17 protein-coding genes are annotated in these 24,487 nt (G+C 38.1%); 16 read left to right on the top strand and 1 reads right to left on the bottom strand.

The genetic code is table 11. The features are described from left to right. On the bottom strand, positions 1-633 hold the full coding sequence (locus G7057_RS11165) for a lysophospholipid acyltransferase family protein (protein WP_166163788.1): 633 nt from the start codon (positions 631-633) through the stop codon (positions 1-3). 246 nt (positions 634-879) lie between these two features. Here G7057_RS11165 and rpsB point away from each other — a divergent pair, with 246 nt between their 5' ends. The 16 genes from rpsB (at position 880) to addA (ending at position 24,423) form a co-directional block, all read left to right on the top strand. After that, complete coding sequence (rpsB, locus tag G7057_RS11160; RefSeq protein ID WP_166163786.1) at positions 880-1,659, top strand: 30S ribosomal protein S2; 780 nt, start codon at positions 880-882, stop codon at positions 1,657-1,659. A 135-nt stretch (positions 1,660-1,794) separates the two neighbouring features. Beyond that, positions 1,795-2,673, top strand: coding sequence for a translation elongation factor Ts (tsf, locus tag G7057_RS11155; protein WP_166163784.1), 879 nt, complete (start codon positions 1,795-1,797; stop codon positions 2,671-2,673). Between the two features lie 92 nt (positions 2,674-2,765). Beyond that, on the top strand, positions 2,766-3,491 hold the full coding sequence (pyrH, locus tag G7057_RS11150) for a UMP kinase (protein WP_166163782.1): 726 nt from the start codon (positions 2,766-2,768) through the stop codon (positions 3,489-3,491). Continuing rightward, positions 3,491-4,045 (top strand): ribosome recycling factor, encoded by a 555-nt coding sequence (gene frr / locus G7057_RS11145; RefSeq protein ID WP_076766003.1) that lies wholly within the window; start codon positions 3,491-3,493, stop codon positions 4,043-4,045. The genes pyrH and frr overlap by 1 nt, the downstream gene beginning before the upstream one ends. 351 nt (positions 4,046-4,396) lie before the next feature. Next, entirely contained in the window at positions 4,397-5,149 is a 753-nt protein-coding gene (locus G7057_RS11140) for an isoprenyl transferase (protein ID WP_166163780.1), read from the top strand. Between the two features lie 8 nt (positions 5,150-5,157). Continuing rightward, on the top strand, positions 5,158-5,958 hold the full coding sequence (locus tag G7057_RS11135) for a phosphatidate cytidylyltransferase (protein ID WP_166163778.1): 801 nt from the start codon (positions 5,158-5,160) through the stop codon (positions 5,956-5,958). 37 nt (positions 5,959-5,995) lie between these two features. Then, on the top strand, positions 5,996-7,243 hold the full coding sequence (rseP, locus tag G7057_RS11130; RefSeq protein ID WP_193566126.1) for an RIP metalloprotease RseP: 1,248 nt from the start codon (positions 5,996-5,998) through the stop codon (positions 7,241-7,243). Positions 7,244-7,319: 76 nt separating this feature from the next. Further along, positions 7,320-11,645, top strand: a complete 4,326-nt coding sequence (locus G7057_RS11125; protein WP_166163774.1) for a PolC-type DNA polymerase III — start codon at positions 7,320-7,322, stop codon at positions 11,643-11,645. Positions 11,646-11,790: 145 nt separating this feature from the next. After that, on the top strand, positions 11,791-12,264 hold the full coding sequence (rimP, locus tag G7057_RS11120; RefSeq protein WP_166163772.1) for a ribosome maturation factor RimP: 474 nt from the start codon (positions 11,791-11,793) through the stop codon (positions 12,262-12,264). A gap of 26 nt (positions 12,265-12,290) precedes the next feature. Then, entirely contained in the window at positions 12,291-13,556 is a 1,266-nt protein-coding gene (gene nusA / locus G7057_RS11115) for a transcription termination factor NusA (RefSeq protein WP_166163770.1), read from the top strand. 13 nt (positions 13,557-13,569) lie between these two features. Further along, the gene (gene rnpM, locus G7057_RS11110; RefSeq protein ID WP_166163768.1) at positions 13,570-13,866 is read left to right on the top strand and encodes an RNase P modulator RnpM; all 297 of its coding nucleotides are present in this window, start codon (positions 13,570-13,572) and stop codon (positions 13,864-13,866) included. After that, a complete protein-coding gene (locus tag G7057_RS11105; RefSeq protein ID WP_166163766.1) occupies positions 13,853-14,170 on the top strand; it encodes a L7Ae/L30e/S12e/Gadd45 family ribosomal protein in 318 nt (105 codons plus the stop codon). Before rnpM ends, G7057_RS11105 begins: the two co-directional genes overlap by 14 nt. Before the next feature lie 13 nt (positions 14,171-14,183). Further along, a complete protein-coding gene (gene infB, locus G7057_RS11100) occupies positions 14,184-16,382 on the top strand; it encodes a translation initiation factor IF-2 (RefSeq protein ID WP_166163764.1) in 2,199 nt (732 codons plus the stop codon). Between the two features lie 41 nt (positions 16,383-16,423). Then, the gene (gene rbfA, locus G7057_RS11095; RefSeq protein WP_076766023.1) at positions 16,424-16,783 is read left to right on the top strand and encodes a 30S ribosome-binding factor RbfA; all 360 of its coding nucleotides are present in this window, start codon (positions 16,424-16,426) and stop codon (positions 16,781-16,783) included. A gap of 277 nt (positions 16,784-17,060) precedes the next feature. Then, complete coding sequence (locus tag G7057_RS11090; protein WP_166163762.1) at positions 17,061-20,675, top strand: PD-(D/E)XK nuclease family protein; 3,615 nt, start codon at positions 17,061-17,063, stop codon at positions 20,673-20,675. Continuing rightward, complete coding sequence (addA, locus tag G7057_RS11085) at positions 20,644-24,423, top strand: helicase-exonuclease AddAB subunit AddA (protein WP_166163760.1); 3,780 nt, start codon at positions 20,644-20,646, stop codon at positions 24,421-24,423. The genes G7057_RS11090 and addA overlap by 32 nt, the downstream gene beginning before the upstream one ends. Positions 24,424-24,487 lie beyond the last annotated feature (64 nt).

Raw genomic sequence — 24,487 nt, 5'->3', positions numbered from 1 at the left:
TTAGGAGCTCTGTTTTTTTGTATAGTCATATTTAAAATTAGGATTGACTTCATTGTCTAAACGATCAAATGAATCCATTAAAGCTTGATCGATAGCTGCTAATTCATCTTTGCTAATTCGTTTGCCTTCCGGTAAACGAATCGGATCACCAAAACGAACAAAAGCATTTTCTCTTTTAATTAAAGCTTTTAAAGAAAACGGTCCTTGGAAAACGACCGGTACAATCGGAACTTTGGCTAAGCGAGCCATAGCGGACGTACCGCCTTTAACTTCATTATCATAGCGAGAACCAGTAGAGAAAATAAAAATATTACGTTCGCCTTCTTTTAAAATGTTAACGGGTTGTTTTAAGGCGCTAGGACCTGGATTTTCACGGTTAACAGGAAAGGCGTGCATTTTTCTTAAAAACCAATTAATGAAGCCTTTTTTAAATAGCTCTTGTTTAGCCATAGTAGAGTATACATGGGGATAGGCTGCCACAGCTATAAAAATGGGATCAAGCCAACTCCGGTGTGGTGCCGCTAAAATATATGTTTCAGCTTTTGGTAACTTTTCTTTATTCTGAACGTCAGTCTTGCCATTTAATAGCCAGACAACAAATCCGACGATTCGAACAACACAATTGTAAAACAATAGGAAACCTCCTTTTTATAATCAAATAATCAGTTATCTTAGTATGCGATACTATGACAGAATTTTCAAGAAAATTTTATTATGATTTTTCTTGCATTTTTTTCAAATAACCGTATAATGTAAGACGGTGCTAAAACACCAAATATTTCACACCTCAATGGATGCAGGGATGGGTGCTTCGATGAAGTCATACTTGTAATTGAAGTTGGGGGAGGAAAAATACAAAACCAAATGGAGGAATACAACATGGCAGTAATTTCAATGAAACAATTGCTAGAAGCTGGTGTTCACTTCGGTCATCAAACACGCCGTTGGAACCCAAAAATGAAACAATACATCTTTACAGAAAGAAACGGTATCTACATTATCGACTTACAAAAAACAGTTAAGTTAGTAGATAACGCATACAACTACATGCGTGAAGTCGCTGAAGATGGCGGCGTTGCTCTTTTTGTAGGAACAAAAAAACAAGCTCAAGAAGCTATTAAAGATGAAGCTATCCGTTCAGGACAATACTTCGTTAACCACCGTTGGTTAGGTGGAACATTGACTAACTGGGATACAATCCAAAAACGTATCAAACGTCTAAAAGACATCGAAAGAATGTCTGAAGATGGTACTTTCGAACTTCTACCTAAAAAAGAAGTTGGTATCTTACGTAAAGAACACGAACGTCTTGAAAAATTCCTAGGCGGTATCAAAGATATGCCAAGAATTCCAGATGTAATGTTCATCGTTGACCCAAGAAAAGAAAGAATCGCTGTTCAAGAAGCTCATAAATTGAACATTCCTATCGTTGCTATGGTTGATACAAACTGTGACCCAGATGAAATCGATGTAGTTATTCCATCAAACGACGACGCTATTCGTGCCGTTAAGCTAATCACTGCTAAAATGGCAGATGCTTTCATCGAAGGTAACCAAGGTGCTGACCAAGCAGTTGAAGAAGCTTTCTCAACTGAAGAAGAAGCAACATCATTAGAAGAAATCGTTGAAGTTGTTGAAGGAAACAACGAAAACGCATAATCAATTTTTCTAAGAAAATAGTTGATTGAACATGGCTGTTTCAAAATAAGAATGATATAGCAGGACAAAGCCAGCATATTTTCTATTTTGAAACAGTTTTTATATGAAAACAATTATAATAGGAGGTTTTTTAACATGGCACAAGTTACCGCAAAAATGGTAAAAGAATTACGTGATATGACAGGCGTTGGTATGATGGACGCTAAAAAAGCTTTAGTAGCTGTTGATGGAGATATGGATCAAGCAGTAGACTACTTAAGAGAAAACGGTATGGCTAAAGCAGCTAAAAAAGCTGACCGTATCGCAGCAGAAGGGTTAGCAAACGTTTATGTATCTGGCAACACAGCAGTTGTTGTAGAAATTAACGCTGAAACTGACTTCGTTGCTAAAAACGATCAATTCCAAAAATTAGTTCAAGACGTAACAACACTTATCGCAGACAACAAACCAGCTAACGTTGAAGAAGCATTAAACTTATCAACTGAAGAAGGTACATTAAGCGACACAATCGCTACTGCAACATCAGTTATCGGAGAAAAAATTTCTCTACGTCGTTTTGAAATCGTTGAGAAAACTGATTCTCAATCTTTCGGAGCATACTCTCACCAAGGTGGACGTATCGTTGTTCTTTCTGTACTAGAAGGCGCTGACGAAGAAACTGCTAAAGACATTTCAATGCACGTTGCAGCAATCAATCCTAAATACGTTTCTCGTGAAGAAGTTTCTTCAGAAGAATTAGAACATGAGAAAAAAGTTCTAACTGAACAAGCTCTAAACGAAGGAAAACCTGCTAACATCGTAGAAAAAATGATCGTAGGACGTTTGAACAAATTCTTGAGCGAAATCTCATTGAATGACCAATCATTCGTTAAAGATCCAGATATGACTGTTTCTAAATTTGCAGAATCTAAAGGTGGTTCTGTGAAATCATTCATCCGCTTCGAAGTGGGCGAAGGTATTGAGAAACGTCAAGAAAACTTTGCTGAAGAAGTTATGAGTCAAATTAAAAAATAATCAAATATGAATAGAGCCTGGGGCAATTGTCTCAGGCTCTCTCACTATACCGAACTATATCAGTCAAACTGGATTAAAATGGAGGATTTATAATGGTTGAACCTAAATATAAACGCGTTATATTGAAGTTGAGTGGTGAAGCTCTTGCCGGAGAAGTTGGCTTTGGAATTAACCCACCTGTTATCAAAGAAGTTGTTAAAGAAATTAAAGAAATTCATGCCTTAGGAGTAGAAATTGCCATTATTGTTGGTGGTGGAAATATTTGGCGTGGTACAACTGGCGCTGAAATGGGAATGGAACGTGCTCAAGCTGATTATATGGGAATGTTAGCAACTGTTATGAACTCTTTAGCATTACAAGATGTTCTTGAAAATGAAGGAGTTCCAACACGCGTTCAAACATCTATTGAAATGAGACAAGTTGCAGAGCCTTATATTCGTAGAAAAGCAGTTCGACACCTCGAAAAAGGTCGTATTGTTATTTTTGCAGGTGGTACTGGCAACCCATACTTCTCAACAGATACGACAGCAGCATTGCGTGCAGCAGAAATCGAAGCAGATGTCATTTTAATGGCAAAAAACAATGTAGATGGCGTTTATTCAGCAGATCCAATGAAAGATAGTTCAGCAGTTAAGTTTACTGAATTGACACATCTTGATGTCATTTCAAAAGGATTGCAAGTTATGGATTCAACCGCAAGTTCACTAAGTATGGATAATGATATTCCATTAGTTGTTTTTAATTTAAATACTCCAGGAAATATCCGTCGTGTTATAATGGGAGAAGAAATTGGTACAACTGTTAGGGGGAACAAATAATGAAAGATATTTTAAAAAATACGGAAGACCGTATGAAAAAAGCAGAAGAAGCATTAGAAAGAGAACTAGGTTCAATTCGTGCAGGTGTTGCAAACGCAAGTCTACTGGATCGAATTGAAGTTGAATACTACGGTGTGCCAACGCCGGTTAATCAACTTGCATCAATTACAGTGCCTGAAGCGCGTATGCTAGCAATCACACCTTACGACAAATCAAGCCTTGGAGATATTGAACGTGCGATTCACCAAAGCGATCTAGGAATCAGCCCAACAAATGATGGAACACTCATTCGTCTTGTGATTCCAGCATTGACAGAGGAACGTCGTAAAGACTTAGCAAAATTAGTAGGAAAAGATACTGAGAATGCTAAAGTTGCTGTTCGTAACATCCGTCGTGACGCTATGGACGCTTTGAAAAAAGCTGAGAAAAACAGCGAAATTACAGAAGATGAATTACGTACAAACGAGAAAAAAGTTCAAGAACTAACGGACAACAGTACAAAACGTATTGATGACATTGCAGCTAAGAAAGAAAAAGAATTGTTGGATGTTTAAACCTTTTGCCCAGAGCTTGCTCTGGGTTTTTTTATAGACTAGGGGATTATAAGTTCAGCCATCAATGTCTAGCTCCCAAGTCCTGACCTAGTGAAAAAAAGATAAATTTGCCCCATTGCGCGCTTCGCTGCTCGCTAACGCATATCATTCGACTAACCCGCTGAAGCGTGAAGTCTCCTGACAATTCAGGGTCAAATTTCCTATTTTTTCATAGGCCAAGGCGGACTTGTCCGCTTTTCTTATAGAAAGGCTCTTTCCTAAGTTTTTTGTAATTTTGCATTCATTGTTGGTAATAACTGGAATCTTTGATAAAATGGAATGAGCTAAAGACTAAAAGGTAGGTATAAAATCATGGCTTTTTTTGAAAAATCAACAGAAACACCATTTAATGAAAAGGGTCAAATACCCAACCATATCGCTATTATCATGGATGGTAATGGTCGATGGGCAAAAAAAAGAATGATGCCTCGTGTATTCGGACATAAAGAGGGTATGAATACTGTTAAAAAAATTGCGGTTCATGCTAATCAATTAGGAGTTAAAGTTCTAACGCTTTATGCATTCTCAACTGAAAATTGGAAAAGACCCAATGATGAAGTGTCTTTTTTAATGAATCTACCCATCGATTTTTTTGATGTATTTATGCCTGAATTGATTGCTAATAATATCAAAGTTCATGCAATTGGATGGATTGATCTGCTGCCGGAGAAAACAAAAGCAGTTGTAGAAAAAGCAATGGAGGAAACAAAGCATAATACTGGCCTAATTTTGAACTTTGCTTTCAATTATGGCTCGCGTCATGAAATGCTAGAAATGGTACAGAAAGCTGTGGAGCAAGCGCAAAACGGTAACCTTTCTAAAGATGATATTACAGAAGAGTATATTTCTGACAACCTATTTACGGGTCCTCTAGGAGAATTTAAAGATCCAGAGTTACTCATCCGTACAAGTGGTGAAATTAGAATTAGTAACTTTTTATTATGGCAAATCGCATACAGTGAACTTTATTTCACAGATGTTTTATGGCCTGATTTCTCAACAGATGCTTTAAATGAAGCGATCGGAGAATATCAAAAGAGAAACCGTCGCTTTGGCGGTCTATGAGGTGAATTATGAAAACTAGAACAATTACGGGCCTCGTCGCCTTGTTGGTCTTGTTGCCAATTGTTTGGTATGGTTCGTGGCCATTAGTTCTCGGAACAGCTGCAATGGGCGTTATCGGCGTTTCAGAAATGTTCGCAATGAAGAAAAAGAATTTTTGGAGTTTAACAGGAATATTGACATCCTTGGCGACAGTGATGATCATTGTACCAACGACTTATTTATCGTTTTTACCACAAGGGATTGACATTACGACTGTATTTTTCCTGTTTGCAATGACGTTATTAGTGATGACTGTTTTATCAAAGAACGATTTTACCTTTGATGATGCAGGGGTCTTTTTACTAGCTGCAATCTATATTGGAACAGGCTTCCATTATTTTCTACAGACAGCATTATTTAGTTTCAGAATGGTCTTATTTGTATTACTATTAATCTGGGCAACAGATATCGGAGCCTATTTAGTTGGAAAACAATTTGGAAAAACAAAATTAGCACCGGTTATTAGTCCTAATAAAACAATTGAAGGTTCTCTTGGAGGAATGGTACTATCAGTTATTTGTGGTATGCTGTTTATTCAATGGTATAACCCTTTGAATTTATCAATCCCCATGGTTATATTACTTGCAGTATTAACATCTATTGTCGGCCAATTAGGTGATTTAACAGAATCAGCTTATAAACGTTATTTTGGCGTAAAAGACTCTGGTAAAATCTTACCCGGCCACGGCGGTATTTTAGACCGTTTTGACAGTATGTTATTCGTTATGCCACTCTTTCAACTCGTGCTAGCAATTTTTAATATCAACTAACCATTCCAATATAACAGTTAGGAAGTGCATCATTTTGATAAGAACAATTATCACCTTTATCATCATTTTCAGTATTCTAGTGATTATCCATGAATTTGGTCATTTTTATTTTGCTAAACGAGCAGGAATTTTAGTGAGGGAATTTGCTATTGGCATGGGCCCTAAAATTTTTTCTTACCGCAAAAACAATACCACTTACACCGTTCGTCTATTACCGCTTGGAGGCTATGTCCGAATGGCTGGTTACGGAGACGATGAAACGGAGTTAAAGGCGGGGATGCTGCTCAGCGTTGTTTTGGATGAAAAAGGAGACGTTACTCACATTAACTTGAGTGAAAAGCCACTTATTGATGCTGTTCCTCTCGAACTTACTCACTTTGATTTAGATCGTGATATGGTGATTGAAGGCGTTGTTCCTGGTCAGGAACAAGCAAGCCGATATAGCGTAAAACGAGATGCTTTAATTATTGAGACTGACGGAACAGAAGTACAAGTGGCTCCTATTGATGTTCAATTCCAATCGGCTTCCTTGTTTAACCGTATGCTAACAAACTTTGCAGGGCCAATGAATAACTTTATTTTAGGGATTATTGTTTTTTCTTCCTTAGCTTTCATGCAAGGTGGGGTAGCAGTCAATCGTTCTCAAGTAGGGGATGTCGTTGCAAATAGTCCTGCACAAGAAGCAGGGCTTCAAGCCAATGATGTCATAACGGCTATTAACGGTCAGGAAGTTAGCACATGGTCTGAAATCACCGCACTGATCCAAGAAAATCCAGGCAAAGATATGGAGCTTTTAATTGAGCGAAACGAAGAGGAACAACATATTCAGCTAATCTCAGATCCTGAAACAGGATTGATTGGTATTCAACAAAGTATTGATCGCTCTTTTGGGGCTAAAATCATGTATGGTTTTTCTCAGACTTGGTTTGTAATCAGTTCTATATTCAGCTTGATTTTGTCAATGTTTACTAAGGGATTTGACATTAATGCCTTTGGTGGGCCTGTAGCGATATACGCTGCAACGGAAGAAGTCGTTAGCTATGGCTTTTATAGTATTTTAAGTTTCTTAGGGTTTTTAAGTGTCAACTTAGGTACTGTTAATCTCTTACCGATCCCGGCCCTAGATGGCGGTAAAATCCTGCTTAACATTATTGAGGGTGTGAGAGGCAAACCACTTGAACCTGAAAAAGAGGGTATTATTACTGTTATCGGTGTTGGTTTACTCTTTATATTGATGATTTTAATTACATGGAATGATATCCAAAGATTCTTCTTTGGTGGCTAATAAACTAAAAAAGTTCAAAGATCTCAATCAATGATGTCTTTGACTTTTTTTCTTGATAGAAAGTTGGGTAGATTGGATGAATAAAAAAGAACTTTTCCAGCAGCTGCTAGAACAAATTCAGCTGAAGAATGAGGTAGACTATCTACCGTATTTTAATGAGGGTGAAGTAGAGCAAGTTTATGTCTATAAAAAATCAAAAGTTTGGCATTTTATCCTTCGCTTCCCTGATATTTTACCATTTGAAATCTTTCAAGCCTTGACCTCGAATTTGACACGCGCTTTTAAGACCATTGCAGACATTGATTTGCAAATAAAGGCTGAAAAACCAGTGATTACTGATGAAAAAATTATAGATTACTGGGATACAGTCATTAATCGTAGTAATATCTCATCACCAATTGTAAAAGAAATTTTAAGAAATCACGCACCTATTGTACAAGATGGTGTTGTGACATTACAGTTAGCTAATGAAATTACTAAAAACCACTTGAAAGACAATTATCTCTCTCTTATTCAACAAAATTTCTTAGTTCTAGGTTTTCCTGAGTTTAAAATTCAAGTTGAGTTAAATGAAAAAGCATCGGAAGAGATGCGCACACGCTACTTGGAACGCAAAGAAGAACAAGAAGCTATTATGATTCAGCAAGCCGAGAAAAACTTGAAGATTTATGAAGAGGAGCAAAGTAAGAAAGCCGATAACGGCGGTATGGTTGAAGGACCACTTCAACTTGGCTCTAATATTCCGGATAAAGAAGAGCCGAGACAAATGATTTCAATAACAGAAGAGGAACGGTCTGTTATTGTTCAAGGACATGTTTTTGATAGTGAGGTCAGAGAACTGCGCTCAGGAAGAAAGCTACTTATTTTTAAAGTGACTGATTATTCTTCTTCATTTAGTGTTAAGATTTTTTCTAATAATGAAAAAGATGAAGCAAACTTTGAAAAAGTGAAAAAGGGTATTTGGGTTCGGGTTCGAGGTAGTGTTCAAGAAGATACCTTTATGAGAGATCTCGTGATTAATGCGAGAGATGTTAATGAAGTAAAAGTTCCTGAACGTAAAGATTATGCTCCTGACAATGAAAAACGTGTGGAACTGCACTTACATTCGAATATGAGTTCAATGGATGCGACGAATAGTGTATCTGATTTAGTTGCTCAGGCAGCTAAGTGGGGCCATAAAGCAATTGCAATTACTGACCATGCGACTGCTCAAGCCTATCCAGATGCTCACGCTGCCGGCCAAAAGCATGGCATAAAAATCCTTTACGGTGTTGAAGCAAACATTGTCGATGATGGGGTTCCCGTTGCCTACAATCCTGTTCACAAAGAGTTATCAGAAAGTACTTATGTTGTCTTTGACGTTGAGACAACCGGGCTATCAGCCGTTTATGATACGATTATTGAGATTGCGGCCGTTAAAATGTACAAGGGAAATGTGATTGATACATTCGAAGCATTTATCAATCCTGGGGTTGCCTTATCACAACTCATCATTAACTTAACGGGGATTACAGATTCGATGTTACGCGATGCACCGAATGAAGCAGCTGTTATGCCTAAATTCCGGGAGTTCTGTGAAGACGGTATTTTAGTTGCCCATAATGCATCATTTGATATGGGTTTCATTAACAAATCCTATGAACGTTTAGGGTTAGGAGAAGCACCAAATCCTGTTATTGATACACTGGAGATGTCTCGCTTTTTACATCCGCAACTAAAATCACATCGTTTGAACACACTAGCTAAACGTTACAACGTTAATCTGGAACAGCATCACCGGGCTGTTTTTGATGCGGAAACAACAGGCCATTTGTGCTGGATTTTTATAAAAGAAGCTAAGGAAGATCACAATATTCTCTATCACGATCAACTAAATGATGGTGTTGGAAAAGGGGACTCCTATAAACAAGCGCGTCCATTCCATGCGACGATTATAGCCAAAAACCAGGACGGTCTAAAAGATTTATTTGAATTACTTAGTCTGTCATTTGTGCAGTACTATTACCGAGTACCTCGTATCCCACGCAGTCTCTTGATGGAGAAACGTGAAAATTTATTAATTGGATCTGCTTGTAGCAATGGCGAAATATTTGAAGCTATGATGCAAAAAGGTAAAGAAGAAGCCAGTGAGCGCGCAAAATTCTACGATTACATCGAAGTCATGCCAAAAGGGATTTATAAACCTCTTATTGAACGTGAATTAGTGAAGAATGAAAGTGATTTGGAAGAAATCATTTCAGAGCTTGTTACAATTGGTAAGGAACTAAATAAACCCGTTGTAGCAACAGGGAATGTCCATTATTTAAACCGTGAAGATGCCATTTACCGTGAAATCTTGTTAGGATCACTCAAAATTAACCAAGGTAAAAAGCTAAACTTGCCGGAAGCACATTTTAGATCAACCGATGAGATGTTGAATGATTTTAAATTCTTAGGTAAAGATGTCGCTAAGGAAATTGTTGTTGAGAATCCTAACCATGTTGTCGATATGGTTGAAGAGATTACGCCAATTAAAGATAAATTATATACACCAAATATCGAAGGCGCCAACGATGAAATTAAAGAGCTCTCTTATAACGAAGCGAAACGCCTTTATGGTGAAGATTTGCCAGACATTGTTGTCAAGCGGTTAGAAAAGGAACTAAAAAGTATTATTGGAAATGGGTTCGCTGTTATCTACTTGATTTCACAAAAACTCGTTCATAAATCCAATGAAGACGGCTATCTTGTTGGGTCGCGGGGATCAGTTGGTTCAAGTTTTGTGGCTACTATGACGGGGATTACGGAAGTAAATCCGTTACCGCCTCACTACCGCTGTCCAGGCTGTCATTACAGTCACTTCATAAATGACGGATCGATTGGTTCTGGTTATGACTTGGAAGAAAAAGCATGTCCAAGCTGTGGCACGATGATGGACCGTGACGGCCATGATATTCCATTTGAAACATTCTTGGGCTTCTATGGGGATAAAGTTCCCGATATTGATTTGAACTTCTCGGGTGAGTATCAAGCACAAGCCCATGCTTATACGAAAGTTCTTTTTGGTGAAGACTATGTATTCCGTGCAGGAACAATTGGTACAGTAGCGGATAAAACAGCTTATGGTTATGTTAAAGGTTACGAACGAGATCATGGTTATCATTATTCAGCTGCAGAAGTTGATCGGTTAGCTAAAGGCTGTACAGGCGTTAAACGGACAACCGGACAGCATCCGGGGGGGATTATCGTTATTCCAGACTATATGGACGTTTATGATTTTACACCAATCCAATTCCCTGCTGATGACCAATCATCCGAATGGAAAACAACTCACTTTGACTTCCATTCCATTCATGACAATGTCTTGAAACTGGATATTCTAGGTCACGATGATCCGACAATGATTCGGATGTTGCAAGACTTATCCGGTATTGATCCTGTTACGATTCCACCAAATGATCCTGAGGTTATGAAGATATTCTCTGGAACAGAGGTCTTGGGTGTCACACCAGAGCAAATTTTTAGTAAGACAGGTACACTAGGTGTTCCGGAGTTTGGAACGCGCTTTGTTCGGGGCATGCTCGAACAAACGAAACCAGCAACCTTTGCCGAATTACTTCAAATCTCAGGTCTATCGCATGGTACCGACGTTTATTTAGGGAATGCGGAAACCTTAATTCGTGAAAATAATATTCCACTTGCCGATGTTATCGGCTGTCGTGATGATATTATGGTTTACCTAATCTATCATGGTATGGAAGATGGTATTGCGTTCAAGATTATGGAGAGTGTTCGTAAAGGTAAAGGCATTCCAGATGACTGGCAAGCAGACATGCGAGCTAATAATATTCCAGAATGGTATATTCAATCGTGCTTAAAAATCAAATACATGTTCCCGAAAGCCCATGCGGCTGCCTACGTTTTAATGGCACTTCGTGTTGCTTACTTTAAAGTTCACGATCCAATCTTGTATTACTGCGCTTATTTCTCAGTTCGTGCTTACGACTTTGATTTGGTAGCTATGTCACAGGGTAAAGAAGCCATTAAAGCTAAAATGAAAGAGATTATGGATAAAGGGCTAGAAGCATCGGTTAAGGAGAAAAACCTCTTAACGGTACTTGAAATCGCTAATGAAATGGTAGAACGCGGCTTTGAATTTAAAATGATTGATATTGATCGCTCTGATGCCACCAACTTCATTATTGATGGTAATAGCTTAATTGCGCCATTTAGAGCAGTACCAAGTTTGGGAGAAAACGTGGCCAAGCAAATTGTCATTGCGCGTGAAGAACAACCATTCTTATCAAAACAAGATTTACAAACAAGAGGTAAAGTCTCTAAAACCATTATTGACTACATGACTGAAAATGGTGTTTTAGACGGTATGCCAGATGAAAACCAATTGTCGCTATTTGACTTCTAAAAAGCCGCTTTTCTTGCTTTTTAAGGATAAATAGTGTATGCTTTGTAAAGAATAAAGTTGCTGAGGGAGTGAGCGGAGACGCTCGCTCTTTTTAACGCATAGGGCACTAAAATTTGATTTGAGAGATTATAAAGGGAGGGTTTTTGTGAGCCGAGTAGTTGATGTTGTAAAGGAAGCAGTCTTGCCTGTTGTCGATGAACGTAACTTTGAATTGGTTGACGTAGAATTTTTGAAAGAAGGTAAAAATTGGTTTTTACGTATCTACATTGATAAACCAGGTGGAATTGATATTGAAGAATGTGCATGGGTAAGTGAGCGCGTCAGCGATATTATGGATCAAATGGATCCAGATCCAATTCCTCAGGCTTATTTCTTAGAAGTATCCTCTCCGGGTGCAGAAAGACCATTAAAGACAGATAAAGACTTACAAAATGCCGTTGGAAGCTACGTCAACTTGTCTTATTACCAAGCCATCGATGGAGAAAAATCCCACGAAGGAACGCTTTTAGAAGTTACAGAAGACAGCGTGAAACTTGAAATTAAAATTAAAACACGTGTGAAAACAATTGAAATTCCGCGTGAAAAAATTGCGAAAGCAAGACTAGCCATCCAATTTTAAAGTGAAGCAGGGAGTGAATTAGAAAAATGAATAAAGATATGCTTAGTGCTCTAGATGTATTAGAAAAAGATAAAGGTATTTCAAAAGAGATTGTCATAAGTGCTCTTGAGGCAGCTTTAGTTTCTGCATATAAACGTAACTATGGACAAGCACAAAATGTTGATGTTGAATTTAACGAAAAAAATGGTGATATCCATGTTTATTCAGTTAAAGAAGTTGTCGATATGGTGTTTGACTCAACTTTAGAAGTAAGCATCGAAGATGCGATTGAAATTAATAAAGGCTACGAAATCGGTGATAAAATCCGCTTTGAAGTGACACCACGTGACTTTGGACGAATTGCAGCACAAACAGCTAAACAAGTTATTATGCAACGTATTCGTGAAGCAGAACGCAGTATTATTTATGATGAGTTCATTGCTTATGAGAATGATATTTTAAACGGTGTTGTTGAAAGACAAGATTCTCGTTATATCTATGTTAACTTAGGTAAAATCGAAGCTGTTCTATCAAAACAAGAACAAATTCCAGGAGAAGAGTTCCAACCACATGACCGTATTAAGGTTTATGTTACAAAAGTTGAAAACACATCAAAAGGCCCTCAAATTTTTGTAAGTAGAAGCCACCCTGATTTGTTGAAACGTTTATTCGAACAAGAAGTTCCTGAAATCTACGACGGTGTTGTTGAAATTATTTCAATCGCGCGTGAAGCAGGGGACCGTTCGAAAATCGCTGTTCGCTCACGCGACGTTAACGTTGATCCAGTCGGAACATGTGTAGGCCCTCGCGGACAACGTGTTCAAGCGATTGTTAATGAATTAAAAGGCGAAAACATGGATATTGTGAAGTGGGATGAAGACCCAGCACAATATATTGCAAATGCTCTAAACCCAGCACAAGTGGTTCATGTTGATTTTGAACCTGCAAAAGGTAGCTGTACAGTTGTCGTTCCTGATTATCAATTATCACTTGCAATTGGGAAACGTGGACAAAACGCACGTCTAGCTGCTAAACTAACAGGCTTTAAAATTGATATTAAATCAGAAACAGATTATGGTGTCATGATGGCAGAACAAGCTGACACATCAGAAGTTGTTGAAGAAGAGATTTATGTATCAGATATTGATGAAGTTCTTGAAATGGATGCTGTTAATCCAGCAGAAGACATTCAACAAGCAGATGAAGTAGCTGAAGATATCTTGGATGCTGACGAAACAGAAAATCGTATCGCTGAAGTGGAGTTAGATCCTGAAGAAGATTATAACGAATTATTAAATGACTCTGATCAATAAGAGGTGACGCTTTATGAAGAAAAAAAAGATTCCAATGCGTCGTTGCATTGTATCAAACGAGATGAAGCCTAAAAAAGAAATGATTCGAATCGTAAGAACACCAGAAGGGGTCCTTGAAATAGACCCATCTGGAAAAAAGAATGGTAGAGGCGCTTATGTTTCTTTAGAACCTGAATTAGTTGAAAAGGCTAAGAAGAACAAGCTGTTTGAGCGTCAGTTCGAAGTAGCAGTATCAGACGACTTTTACCAAGAATTATACGATTACGTTGATCACCAAAAAGCTAGGAGCCAGATTAATGGAACAGTCTAAAAAACAACTGAACCTACTTGGCATTGCAACTCGAGCAAGAAAGCTAATTAGCGGTGAAGAGCTAACAATTAAAGCGATTCAACGTAACGAAGCAAAACTTGTTATTGTTGCAACTGATTGTAGCGATAATACAAAAGAAAAACTATTAAACAAATGCACCTACTATAAGGTTCCTTTTGATAGCTCATTCACATCTGATGAAATAAGCATTGCAATTGGAAAAAGTCGCTCAATTTGTGCCTTTACTGAAAAGGGATTTGCTGACAGTTATTTAAAGCTGAAAGGAACGAACAATATGAGATAAGGACGGTGAAGACATGGTTAAAAAAAGAGTCTACGAATATGCTAAAGAACATAACACATCTAGTAAGGACGTTATCGAAAAAGCAAAACAAGCGGGACTAAACTTTCAAAGCCACATGTCAATAATGGAAGATGAGGATGTTAAAAAAATGGATAAACAAATGAAGAGTAAGAATGAAGCGCCTGTATCTTCCCATAACAAGAAAAATACAACAGTTTCACAAAAAACAACAACTACCAACCAAACTGCTAAGCCAGCAAGTAAACCTGCTGCTAAAAAAGCTGACGGACAAAAGCCAGCAACTCAAGGTAATCGTCAACCTGCACGAGGTGGAAATCAAAGTAACTTTAATAATAATAGAGGTAAAGGCGGCTTTAACAAACGTAACAACCGCAATAAAAAGCGTGATAATCGTGCGCCTAAACCACCTGTACCACAACGTAAATTCCGTGAATTGCCAGAAACATTTATTTATACAGAAGGTATGAATATTCAAGATGTTGCTAAAAAACTACACCGTGAACCAGCAGAAATCATTAAAAAATTGTTCATGATGGGGATTGTAGCAACTCAAAATCAACCGTTAGATGCTGAAACGCTAGAGTTGATTGCGGCTGATTATGGCATTAACGCAGAACAAAAGATTGAAGTTGATATTTCAGATTTAGATGTTTATTTCGAAGAAGATGACAACAAAGAAGAAATGACAACTCGACCGCCAGTTGTTACCATTATGGGACACGTTGACCATGGTAAAACAACACTACTTGACTCACTTAGAAATACAAAAGTAAGTTTAAGTGAAGCTGGTGGAATTACACAGCATATCGGTGCTTACCAAGTTGAAATTGATAAAAAACCAATCACATTCTTGGATACACCAGGACATGCGGCCTTTACAACGATGCGTGCGCGTGGAGCGGACGTAACAGATATTACGATTATCGTTGTTGCAGCTGATGATGGTGTTATGCCACAAACAGTTGAAGCGATTAACCATGCGAAAGCAGCAGATGTTCCGATTATCGTAGCAGTTAACAAAATTGACAAACCGACAGCGAACCCTGACCGCGTTATGCAAGAATTAACAGAACATGGTTTAATTCCTGAATCATGGGGTGGCGATACCATCTTCGTTAACATCTCAGCTAAATTTGGTGAAGGTATCGACGAACTATTAGAAATGATTTTATTAGTTGCTGAAGTACAAGAACTGAAAGCTAATCCAAATCGTTTAGCAATCGGTAGTGTCATTGAAGCACGTCTTGATAAATCAAAAGGACCGATTTCAACATTACTAGTACAAGCTGGAACATTAAAAGTAGGAGATCCTATCGTTGTAGGTAATACATTCGGACGTGTTCGTGCGATGACTAACGATCAAGGTCGCCGTGTAAAAACAGCTGGACCATCTATGCCTGTAGAAATTACTGGCTTGAACGAAGCACCTCAAGCTGGTGACCGTTTCGTAGTCTTTGAAGACGAAAAAACGGCACGTTCAGTTGGGGAAGATCGTACTAAACGTGCACAAGTTGAATCACGTAACAACCAAAACCGAGTGACATTAGATAACTTATTCTCTAGCTTGAAAGAGGGAGAATTGAAAGAAGTTGGCATTATTATTAAAGCTGACGTTCAAGGTTCGGTTGAAGCACTTGCTGGAAGTTTACAAAAGATTGAAGTAGAAGGCGTTCGTATCCGTATTATTCACTCGGCTGTAGGTGCGATTAACGAAAGTGATATCACACTAGCTGCAGCAAGTAATGCGATTATTATCGGGTTTAACGTTCGTGCAACACCTCAAGCTAAGATTCAAGCAGACCAAGAAAGTGTTGATATTCGTCTTCACCGTGTTATCTATAGCGCAATTGAAGAGATTGAAACAGCTATGAAAGGGATGCTTGATCCTGAGTACGAAGAAAAAATCACTGGATCTGCGCTTATTCGTGAGACGTTTAAAGTATCTAAAGTGGGTACAATCGGTGGTGCATTCGTTACTGATGGTGTCATCAAACGTAGCAGTGGCGTTCGTGTTATTCGTGATAACATTGTTATCTTTGAAGGCGAACTAGCGAGCTTGAAACGCTTTAAAGACGATGCTCGTGAAGTAGCAAAAGGATTTGAATGTGGTTTAATGATTGAAGGCTACAACGATATTCGCGAAGATGATGTCATCGAAGCATTCGAAATGGTTGAAATCGTTAGAAAATAACGTTATCCTGTTACTACGACAGCTATAAAGGAGAGAATGACATGGCAAACTATCGCGCTGGTAGAGTAAAGCAAGAAATCTTACGTGAAGTAAACACCATTTTGTCAAAAAACATCAAAGATCCACGTATCAAAGATGTGACAATTACTGATGTTGACCTAACGGGTGACTTGCAAAACGCAACCATTTACTATAGTACGCTTCAAGAACTAGCAAGTGACCGTGAAAAGGTTCAGCTAGGCTTGGAAAAAGCAACAGGTCTAATTCGTAAAGAATTAGGATCAAAATTATCTTTATATCGTACACCAGAAATAGAATTCAAACGTGATGAATCAATCGCGTATGGTAATAAGATTGAAGAATTAATTCGTCAAATCCACGATGAGGATGACGCGAGATAATGAAAAGACACTAGGGAGTTCAGCTCCCTAGTGTCTTTTTGTCCTAACTGTAAGATACAGATCAAAAAAGACAGCTGTATCTTACAGTTAGGCTCTAGAATGTAAGATACAACCTCCTAATAACGATCTGTATCTTACATTTCTACTCTCAAATGTAAGATACAGAAGAGATTTCAGAGTTGTATCGACTAACTAAAACGGGATATATTCTTACAGACACTATTTTTACTGTTATATGATAAAATGAATTACAAAAGACAATAAAGAAGGTGAACAAATGAGTCTTCAATTTATTTTAGGTCAAGCAACGGCAGATAAGCGACATGCCTATATTACTGACATAAAAGCCCGACTTAGAAATAATCCTCAAGCTAAAGTGTTCATTGTCGTACCTGAACACGCCAAGTTTGAAGGTGAGATGACTGTATTAGAAGATTTATGGAAGCAAGACGATGAGCAACACGCATTTTATGGATCAATTAACCTTCAAATTTTTAGTTTCAGCCGACTAGCTTGGTTTTTTCTAAAAGATGAAGAAATTTATCAAAAAAAGCGATTAACGGATATCGGAATCAGTATGCTATTAAGAAAGCTATTGCTTGAGTCACGAGAAGATTTTATTTTATTTAGACGCGAAATTGAAAAAGATGGTTTTATTGAACAGTTGACTATGCTTTTTAAGGAGTTTAAAGCTGGAAATATCAGCATAGAGGACTTAGAGCAAGCGGTTGACCGTGAGTCTCGTTCAACACGCTTGTTAGATCAACAACAAAAATTAAAAGAGATTTTGCACATTTACCGTCAATACTGCGCGGTCGTTGATGAGAACTATGTTCAATATGAGTTATTGCTAGAAACATTAGCTCAAACGATCTGTAGTAGCGAGATGGGCGAGACTTACTTATATATCGATGGTTATTATCATTTTACTGCACAGGAAATGCAAATTATTCAGGCTTTTCTGCATCAAGCCAGTCAGGTCACCATTGTTTTAGATTTAGATAAAGCTTATATTGACCAGCCACCTGAATTACAGAACCTGTTCCATGCTGCTGGTTCAACTTATTTCCATTTATATCAATTTGCACGTTCCAATGGTGTCCCTGTCTTACAAGACCAGCGGATTACGAAAGATACGGATGGCTATGATCCAGCTATGCTTCAACTCGACCGTTATTGGGTGAATAGTTCATCTGGAAATAGAAGTAGGTTGACGATAGAATCTAACGAAGATACGACGCCATCAGACAAAATCCATATTTGGTCATGTGACAATAAGCAAGCTGAAATTTTCCATGTTGCCAATAGTATTAATCGTTTGATGATTGAAAAAGGCTATCGATACAAGGACTTTTTAATTATGGCTCGACGAGTAGAAGATTACGAAACTATTTTGAAACCACTTTTTGAAAAAGCAAATTTAAATGTCTTTTATGATAAGGCCGATGAAATGCAACACCATCCATTTGCTGATTTTCTTGACAGCTTATTCCGGATAAAGTTCCATTATTGGCGTTATCCCGATTTAATGCGGATGCTTCGGACGGAACTTTTTCTTCCACAAACTGAAGAGGAACTTTCGTTGACAGATCGAAAAGAACAAGTAACTTTTTACCGTGATACCATCGATAAGACTGAAAATATTATGTTAGCTTTCGGTTATGAAGGAAATGCTTGGTTTAAAAAGACTGACTGGTCTGCTTATCAGTTCAATGAGCTGGAAGAAGGGGAGGAAACGCCTCAACAACCGCTAGGAATGGCAGAAGCTAACCAAGTAAAAACTTTCCTTCAGGAGCGTTTATTGCCGTTCTACAAGCAATTAGAAAAAGTTAAAACAGGGCGGGAAGCTGCTAGCTTGCTTTACCATTTCTTAGAAACTAACAAAATTGACCAACAGCTCCTATTTTGGAGAGATTTAGCTATTGAAGAAAATGATTTAGAAAAAGCCCGTCAGCATGAGCAAGTTTGGAAGACGTTTATTTCGTTACTCGATGAATATGTCGAAACGCTGGGTGATTATGAGTTCGATGCCAAGATGTTCTATGATATTTTGATGACTGGTTTAGAAAATGCGACCTTTAGTATTGTGCCGCCAACTCTTGATGAGGTCATTTTCTCAAGCATTGAAGGAGCGCGATTCCAGACTGCAAAGGTAGCCTTTATCATTGGTGCTACCCAAGATAATTTACCTAAAGTTCATGAAAATAAATCGTTGTTAACGGAAGAAGAACGAGAAAGTTTACAGACTAGTTTGCAGGCCGATAGCAAGTATTTGAATCAGTCTGTCTCAGAATCGACAGCTTCAGAGCCATTTGTGGCTTATCAAGCCTTTTTAGCGGCTACTGATCAGTTGTTTATCACTTATCCTTTAAGTATTGATGGCAGCAATCGTGTCCAAAAGATTTCTCCTTATGTTTCTCGAATCTCAAAAGATCTCAAGATTCCTACTCAATATAAGGCAGCTGATATCACTGATTCAGACAATCAAATGGATTTCATAGGAAATAAAATCCAAAATATTAGTCAATTAGTTAAATTAATTCGTCATCAAGTCACATCAGAACAGAAAATGCCAGTAATCTGGCGACGAATTTTATCTTACCTTTACCGAGATGAAACAGTCTCAGCTGATTTAGAACGTATTTTTAGAAGTTTAAAATACAAGAATATTCCTACCCATTTAACAGCAGAACTTGCTGAGAAACTCTATGGGAAAAATCTTTTTCTATCCGTTTCACAACTGGAAAGTTATTATTTAGATGCCTATAGTCATTTCTTAAAATACGGTTTAAAGCTAAAAGAAAGACAAAAGTATGAACTTACAGCGGCGGGAACAGGTGAATTTTACCATGAAGCTTTAGAATATATTGTTTCTCGCATGGCACAAGAGCCACTTTTAACACCACAATCAATTGATCAAATTACTTCTGAAGTGTTAGATATGCTATTTGGGTCTCATAAATACCAGATCCTTTCCAGTTCAAATCGAATGAGCTTTATTCAGGACCAGTTACGCGATACCATTAGTCATCTATCACAAATGCTCTTTAAGCAACAAAACTTAACCAATTTCCAAAATATTAAAACCGAAGCAGTCTTTGGACCACCAGGTTTGAATAATGACTTGGAAGGAATGGTTTTCCCTTTAAACAACAATCGTAAGCTCTATTTAAGAGGGAAAATAGACCGAATCGATAAAGTCGAATCGAACGGGCAACTTTATTTATCTGTTCTAGACTATAAATCAAGCCAACATAGCTTCCAGTTTATCGATGCTTATTATGGATTGGCTATGCAGATGATTACGTATTTAGATGTAGCAATGCTTAATGCAGACCGACTTAACCTCAGCAATGCAAAAGCAGCAGGGGCCTTTTACTTACACGTTAAAAATCCACTCTTAAAGGTCCTAAAACGCCCTGAGGAAGAGGAACTAACGCAATTATTACTCGGTGAACATAAGCTTAAAGGCTTATTAGTTGCTGAAACAGACCTAACAGCTGCTATTGAACCGGATATAGAAGCAGGTCAATCAGGATTAGTATTGCCTTTCCGCTATAAAAAATCAGGTGATTTCTATTCTAATTCCAACGATTTAGTTAGTCGGCAAGAATTGGATTTATTAATTAAGAACAACCGTCGCCGTATTCAAGAAGCCGGCAATCAAATTTTATCTGGCGACTTAAAGATGAATCCTGTTAAGGATCGCTTATTTATACCGTCAGTTCAAGGGCCTTACCGGGCTATTTCACAGTTTGACAGTACCTTAATAGAAAACCGCTATCGCCGTCTTGATAAACTCAATAAGGCAATGGTGTTAGAGAAACTAAAGCAAGAATTTGAAGAGGAGGATGAGACAGATGGCCATGATACCACCAAAAACGACCAATGATCGCTTTACTGATGATCAATGGCAAGCCATTTATCAAACAGGTGACAATATTTTAGTCGCAGCCTCTGCAGGTTCAGGTAAAACGACTGTTTTAGTGCAACGGATTATTGAAAAAGTAAAAAATGGGACGAACGTCGATGAACTTTTAGTTGTCACGTTTACAGAGTCAGCTGCCGTTGAAATGAAAGAGAGAATTGGTGTGGCCATTCAAGAAGCGATTAACACAGCAGTCAACGATGAACAGTATCGGCATTTAATGCGTCAAGTCACCTTATTGCCGCAAGCACATATTTCAACCATCCATGCCTTCTGTTTAAAAGTGATTCAGCGCTTTTTCTATCTAATTGAAATTGATCCTGTTTTCCGTATTGTCGCTGATAATATTGAAGTTGAAATGACTAAAGAAGATGTTTGGGAACAACTAAAAGAAGAGCAATACGGCATTGCCGGCACAACCTTCAAGCAACTGGCTCGGGCGTATTCCAATGACCGCAGTGATGAGGGCTTAAAAACACTCATTTTCTCTCTTTATAACTTCTCACGGGCAAATCCTGATCCAACGCGGTGGATTAATTCCCTTGGAGATTTGTATGATTTAACGGATGGCTTAGTAAATAGTCGTCTCTATCAAGAATTACTTCTTCCACAAATGAAAACGGAGCTTGAGTCAGCTATTTACAGCTTAGAGATGGGTATTCATCAAGCTGGTGAATCGGAGCATACCTTAAAACATCACGATTTAATGATGGCTGAGCGTGATGGTATTATTGCCATTCAAGACGCAGTAATGACCAGTCGTTATCAAGAGGCCTATGATTTAATTGATCGCATGACGTTCGAACGATGGCCGTCTGTGAAAAAGGATAATCCTGATAAAGAGCTGATTCAAGATATGAAGCGATTAAGAGACCAAGCCAAGCAAACTACGATCAATGTAAAGGACCAGTTTTTCAGCCGACCTCTGGACGAACAAGAAGAGATGATTCAGCAAACTAAACCGTTTATTGAAGAAATGATCCGTGTTACCTTACTATTTACAGATATGTATTGGCAAAAGAAACAAACTGATAGTGCGCTTGATTTCAATGACTTGGAACATTTAACACTCGATATTTTAATGCCTTTAAAAGACGGAAAACGCCAGCCTAGTGAAGCAAGCTTATATTATCGCCAAAAGTTTGAGGAAGTATTGATTGATGAATACCAAGATGTTAACCAGCTACAAGAAAGTATTCTGTATGGCGTAACGAGACATCAGCCAGAAACAGAAAACTTATTTATGGTAGGGGATGTCAAACAATCTATCTATGCTTTCCGTTTAGCGGATCCTGGTTTATTTTTAGCGAAATATGAACAGTTCGCGGAAAAAGAGGGCGGCGAACGGATTATATTAGCTGAAAACTTCCGTTCAAGAGGCGACGTTATTTCCTTTACTAACTTTATTTTTACCCAGCTGATGGATAAAGCAGTAGGGCAAATGGCTTATGATAAACTCGCTGAATTAAAGCAAGGTAATTTGTCATTTCCAGATGTTTCCGACTGCAAAACTGAATTGTTAATTTATTTAAAAGGGAAATCAGACGAGGAGACACCAGCAGCAGAAGACCACCTTCAAGAAGATGTTGACTTTGAAGCTGCTATTGATGATAAGGCGACGGGCGAAGTGACCATGGTTGCTCAAACCATCAAAGACTTGATTCAAAACAAACAGACTATTTATGACAAGAAAACAAAATCTCAGCGACTGATTGGTTTTAAAGACATTGTCTTATTGACACCGACTAAGAAAAATAATTTATTGATTCTAGAAACCTTTAAAGAATACGGCATTCCTGTCATTTTAAATGACTCACAGAGCTTCTTCCAACGAACAGAAATCACTGTGATGCTATCTCTGTTAAAGGTGGTTGATAATCCAAGGCAAGACATTCCACTAGCTGCAGTCTTACGATCGCCTATTGTCGGCTTAAATGAACGCCAATTAGCGACTATTCGATTAAGCCAGCCTAGCGGAGACTACTATGATGCCGTTCAACATTTTTTAAGTGACTATGAAGAAGGAAAACTCGAAAAAACAAGCGAAACAATGAGTTGTTATGAAAAAGTAACTGCCTTTATGACACAGTTAAATCGCTGGCGAGATTTTACAAAACAAAGTAATCTTGTCCAATTAATTTGGCGAATTTATGAAGAAACAAACTTTATTGATTATGTTGGTGGAATGGCCTCTGGTAAGCAACGTGTTGCTAATCTGCATGCCCTTTACGAGCGTGCTAAAAAATACGAATCATCCAACTATAAAGGTCTTTTCCAGTTTGTTCGCTTTATTGAACGCATCCAGGACCGTGATCAAGATCTAGCTGAGCCAACAACCTTTAGTGAAGACGAAGATGCCGTTCGTATTATGACTATTCATGCTAGTAAAGGGTTAGAGTTCCCAATTGTGTTTATTATGGATATGTCCAAACAGTTTAATATGCAAGATTTACGGAAACCGTATGTCTTTTCTGACCGTTATGGGGTGGGTACTGACTTTATTGATGTCGATCAGCGGATTAAGTACCCCTCACTAGTTACTTATGCCTTTGCCAATGATAAGAAAAAGAACCTGTTAGCTGAAGAAATGAGAAAGCTCTATGTTGCCTTGACGAGGGCAGAGCAAAAACTCTACTTAGTTGGGTCTTATGAATCAAAAGAAAAAATGTGGCAAGAATGGGGCAAAGCCGATGAAGCTGCTGGCCGTTTACTACCAGATCATTTGCGCTTAGCTGCAAATAATTTCATGCAATGGGTAGGCTTAAGCTTGTATCGTCACCAGCTCGTTGACCCTGATTCTGAAATCAAGACTTACCGTGGCGAAATCAGCCAATATCCGGTGACCTTTGATGTGTCCTTTTATAGTGCTGATGACCTATTAGGGAATATTGTGACCGTTAATTTAGACGACGATATTGACTGGGATAATCATATCCAAACAACCATTCAACAGGCAGATACGGTTGAACCCGAGCTTGATTTTAAAACAGCAGTTGCTCTAATGGCATATACTTACCCGCATGAAGCTGCAACACAAACAACTAGCTACCAATCTGTATCAGAAATTAAACGACTATTTGAAGATCCTGACAATGCCCAATTGTTACAACTAGATGTTAGTCAGCAAAGTGGTAGAGGACGATACGTCGAACCTAGCTTACAGCGTCCGAATTTTTTGCAGGAAGAAAGCCAACCGACACAAGCCGAAATAGGGACAGCCGTTCACTATGTTCTACAAAATGTGGTTCTTTCCGAATCGGTTACAGCTGAAAAGCTTGATTCCTTAATTCATCAATTAGTTTCAAAAGGAACTATTAAGGAAAATGTTGGTAAGCGAATTGATAAACAGCTTATTTTAGACTTTTTTGAAACAGCGCTTGGTCAACGTATTCAAGAACATGCCAACTTGGTTCAACAAGAAGTACCATTTACCATGTTGATGAAAGCAGGGCAAATTTTTGAAGGCATTGCACCAGATTCAGATGACAATTTACTCATTCACGGGATTATCGATGGTTTTATTGAGTTTGATGATCATATTATCTTGTTTGATTTTAAAACAGATTATGTCGGCAATAAACAAGATGAGATTATCGCTAAATATAAAGGACAGATGATTGTCTACCGAGAAGCTCTCGAGCAAATTAAGCAGAAAAAAGTGACTGAAGCCTATATTTGTTTACTCTCTGCTAATCAAAATATTTTATTATAGTCAAAAACAGCCATTCCCAAATACAGGGAATGGCTGTTTGAGTGAATAGAAGGGCAATTTCTCG

This window comes from Jeotgalibaca arthritidis (genome assembly GCF_011100465.1).
GTDB lineage: Bacteria > Bacillota > Bacilli > Lactobacillales > Aerococcaceae > Jeotgalibaca > Jeotgalibaca arthritidis.
The sequence above is the reverse complement of the archived record's forward strand: the minus strand, read 5'-3'. Positions and strand labels throughout refer to the sequence as shown.

What these genes read in the sequence shown, in the direction of transcription:
- G7057_RS11140 (WP_166163780.1), top strand. Translation starts at nt 4,397, where the DNA reads ATGGCTTTTTTTGAAAAATCAACAGAAACACCATTTAATGAAAAGGGT.
- rbfA (WP_076766023.1), top strand. Translation starts at nt 16,424, where the DNA reads ATGGCAAACTATCGCGCTGGTAGAGTAAAGCAAGAAATCTTACGTGAA.
- infB (WP_166163764.1), top strand. Translation starts at nt 14,184, where the DNA reads ATGGTTAAAAAAAGAGTCTACGAATATGCTAAAGAACATAACACATCT.
- rpsB (WP_166163786.1), top strand. Translation starts at nt 880, where the DNA reads ATGGCAGTAATTTCAATGAAACAATTGCTAGAAGCTGGTGTTCACTTC.
- frr (WP_076766003.1), top strand. Translation starts at nt 3,491, where the DNA reads ATGAAAGATATTTTAAAAAATACGGAAGACCGTATGAAAAAAGCAGAA.
- nusA (WP_166163770.1), top strand. Translation starts at nt 12,291, where the DNA reads ATGAATAAAGATATGCTTAGTGCTCTAGATGTATTAGAAAAAGATAAA.
- rnpM (WP_166163768.1), top strand. Translation starts at nt 13,570, where the DNA reads ATGAAGAAAAAAAAGATTCCAATGCGTCGTTGCATTGTATCAAACGAG.
- G7057_RS11090 (WP_166163762.1), top strand. Translation starts at nt 17,061, where the DNA reads ATGAGTCTTCAATTTATTTTAGGTCAAGCAACGGCAGATAAGCGACAT.
- G7057_RS11125 (WP_166163774.1), top strand. Translation starts at nt 7,320, where the DNA reads ATGAATAAAAAAGAACTTTTCCAGCAGCTGCTAGAACAAATTCAGCTG.
- tsf (WP_166163784.1), top strand. Translation starts at nt 1,795, where the DNA reads ATGGCACAAGTTACCGCAAAAATGGTAAAAGAATTACGTGATATGACA.
- pyrH (WP_166163782.1), top strand. Translation starts at nt 2,766, where the DNA reads ATGGTTGAACCTAAATATAAACGCGTTATATTGAAGTTGAGTGGTGAA.
- G7057_RS11105 (WP_166163766.1), top strand. Translation starts at nt 13,853, where the DNA reads ATGGAACAGTCTAAAAAACAACTGAACCTACTTGGCATTGCAACTCGA.
- addA (WP_166163760.1), top strand. Translation starts at nt 20,644, where the DNA reads ATGGCCATGATACCACCAAAAACGACCAATGATCGCTTTACTGATGAT.
- G7057_RS11135 (WP_166163778.1), top strand. Translation starts at nt 5,158, where the DNA reads ATGAAAACTAGAACAATTACGGGCCTCGTCGCCTTGTTGGTCTTGTTG.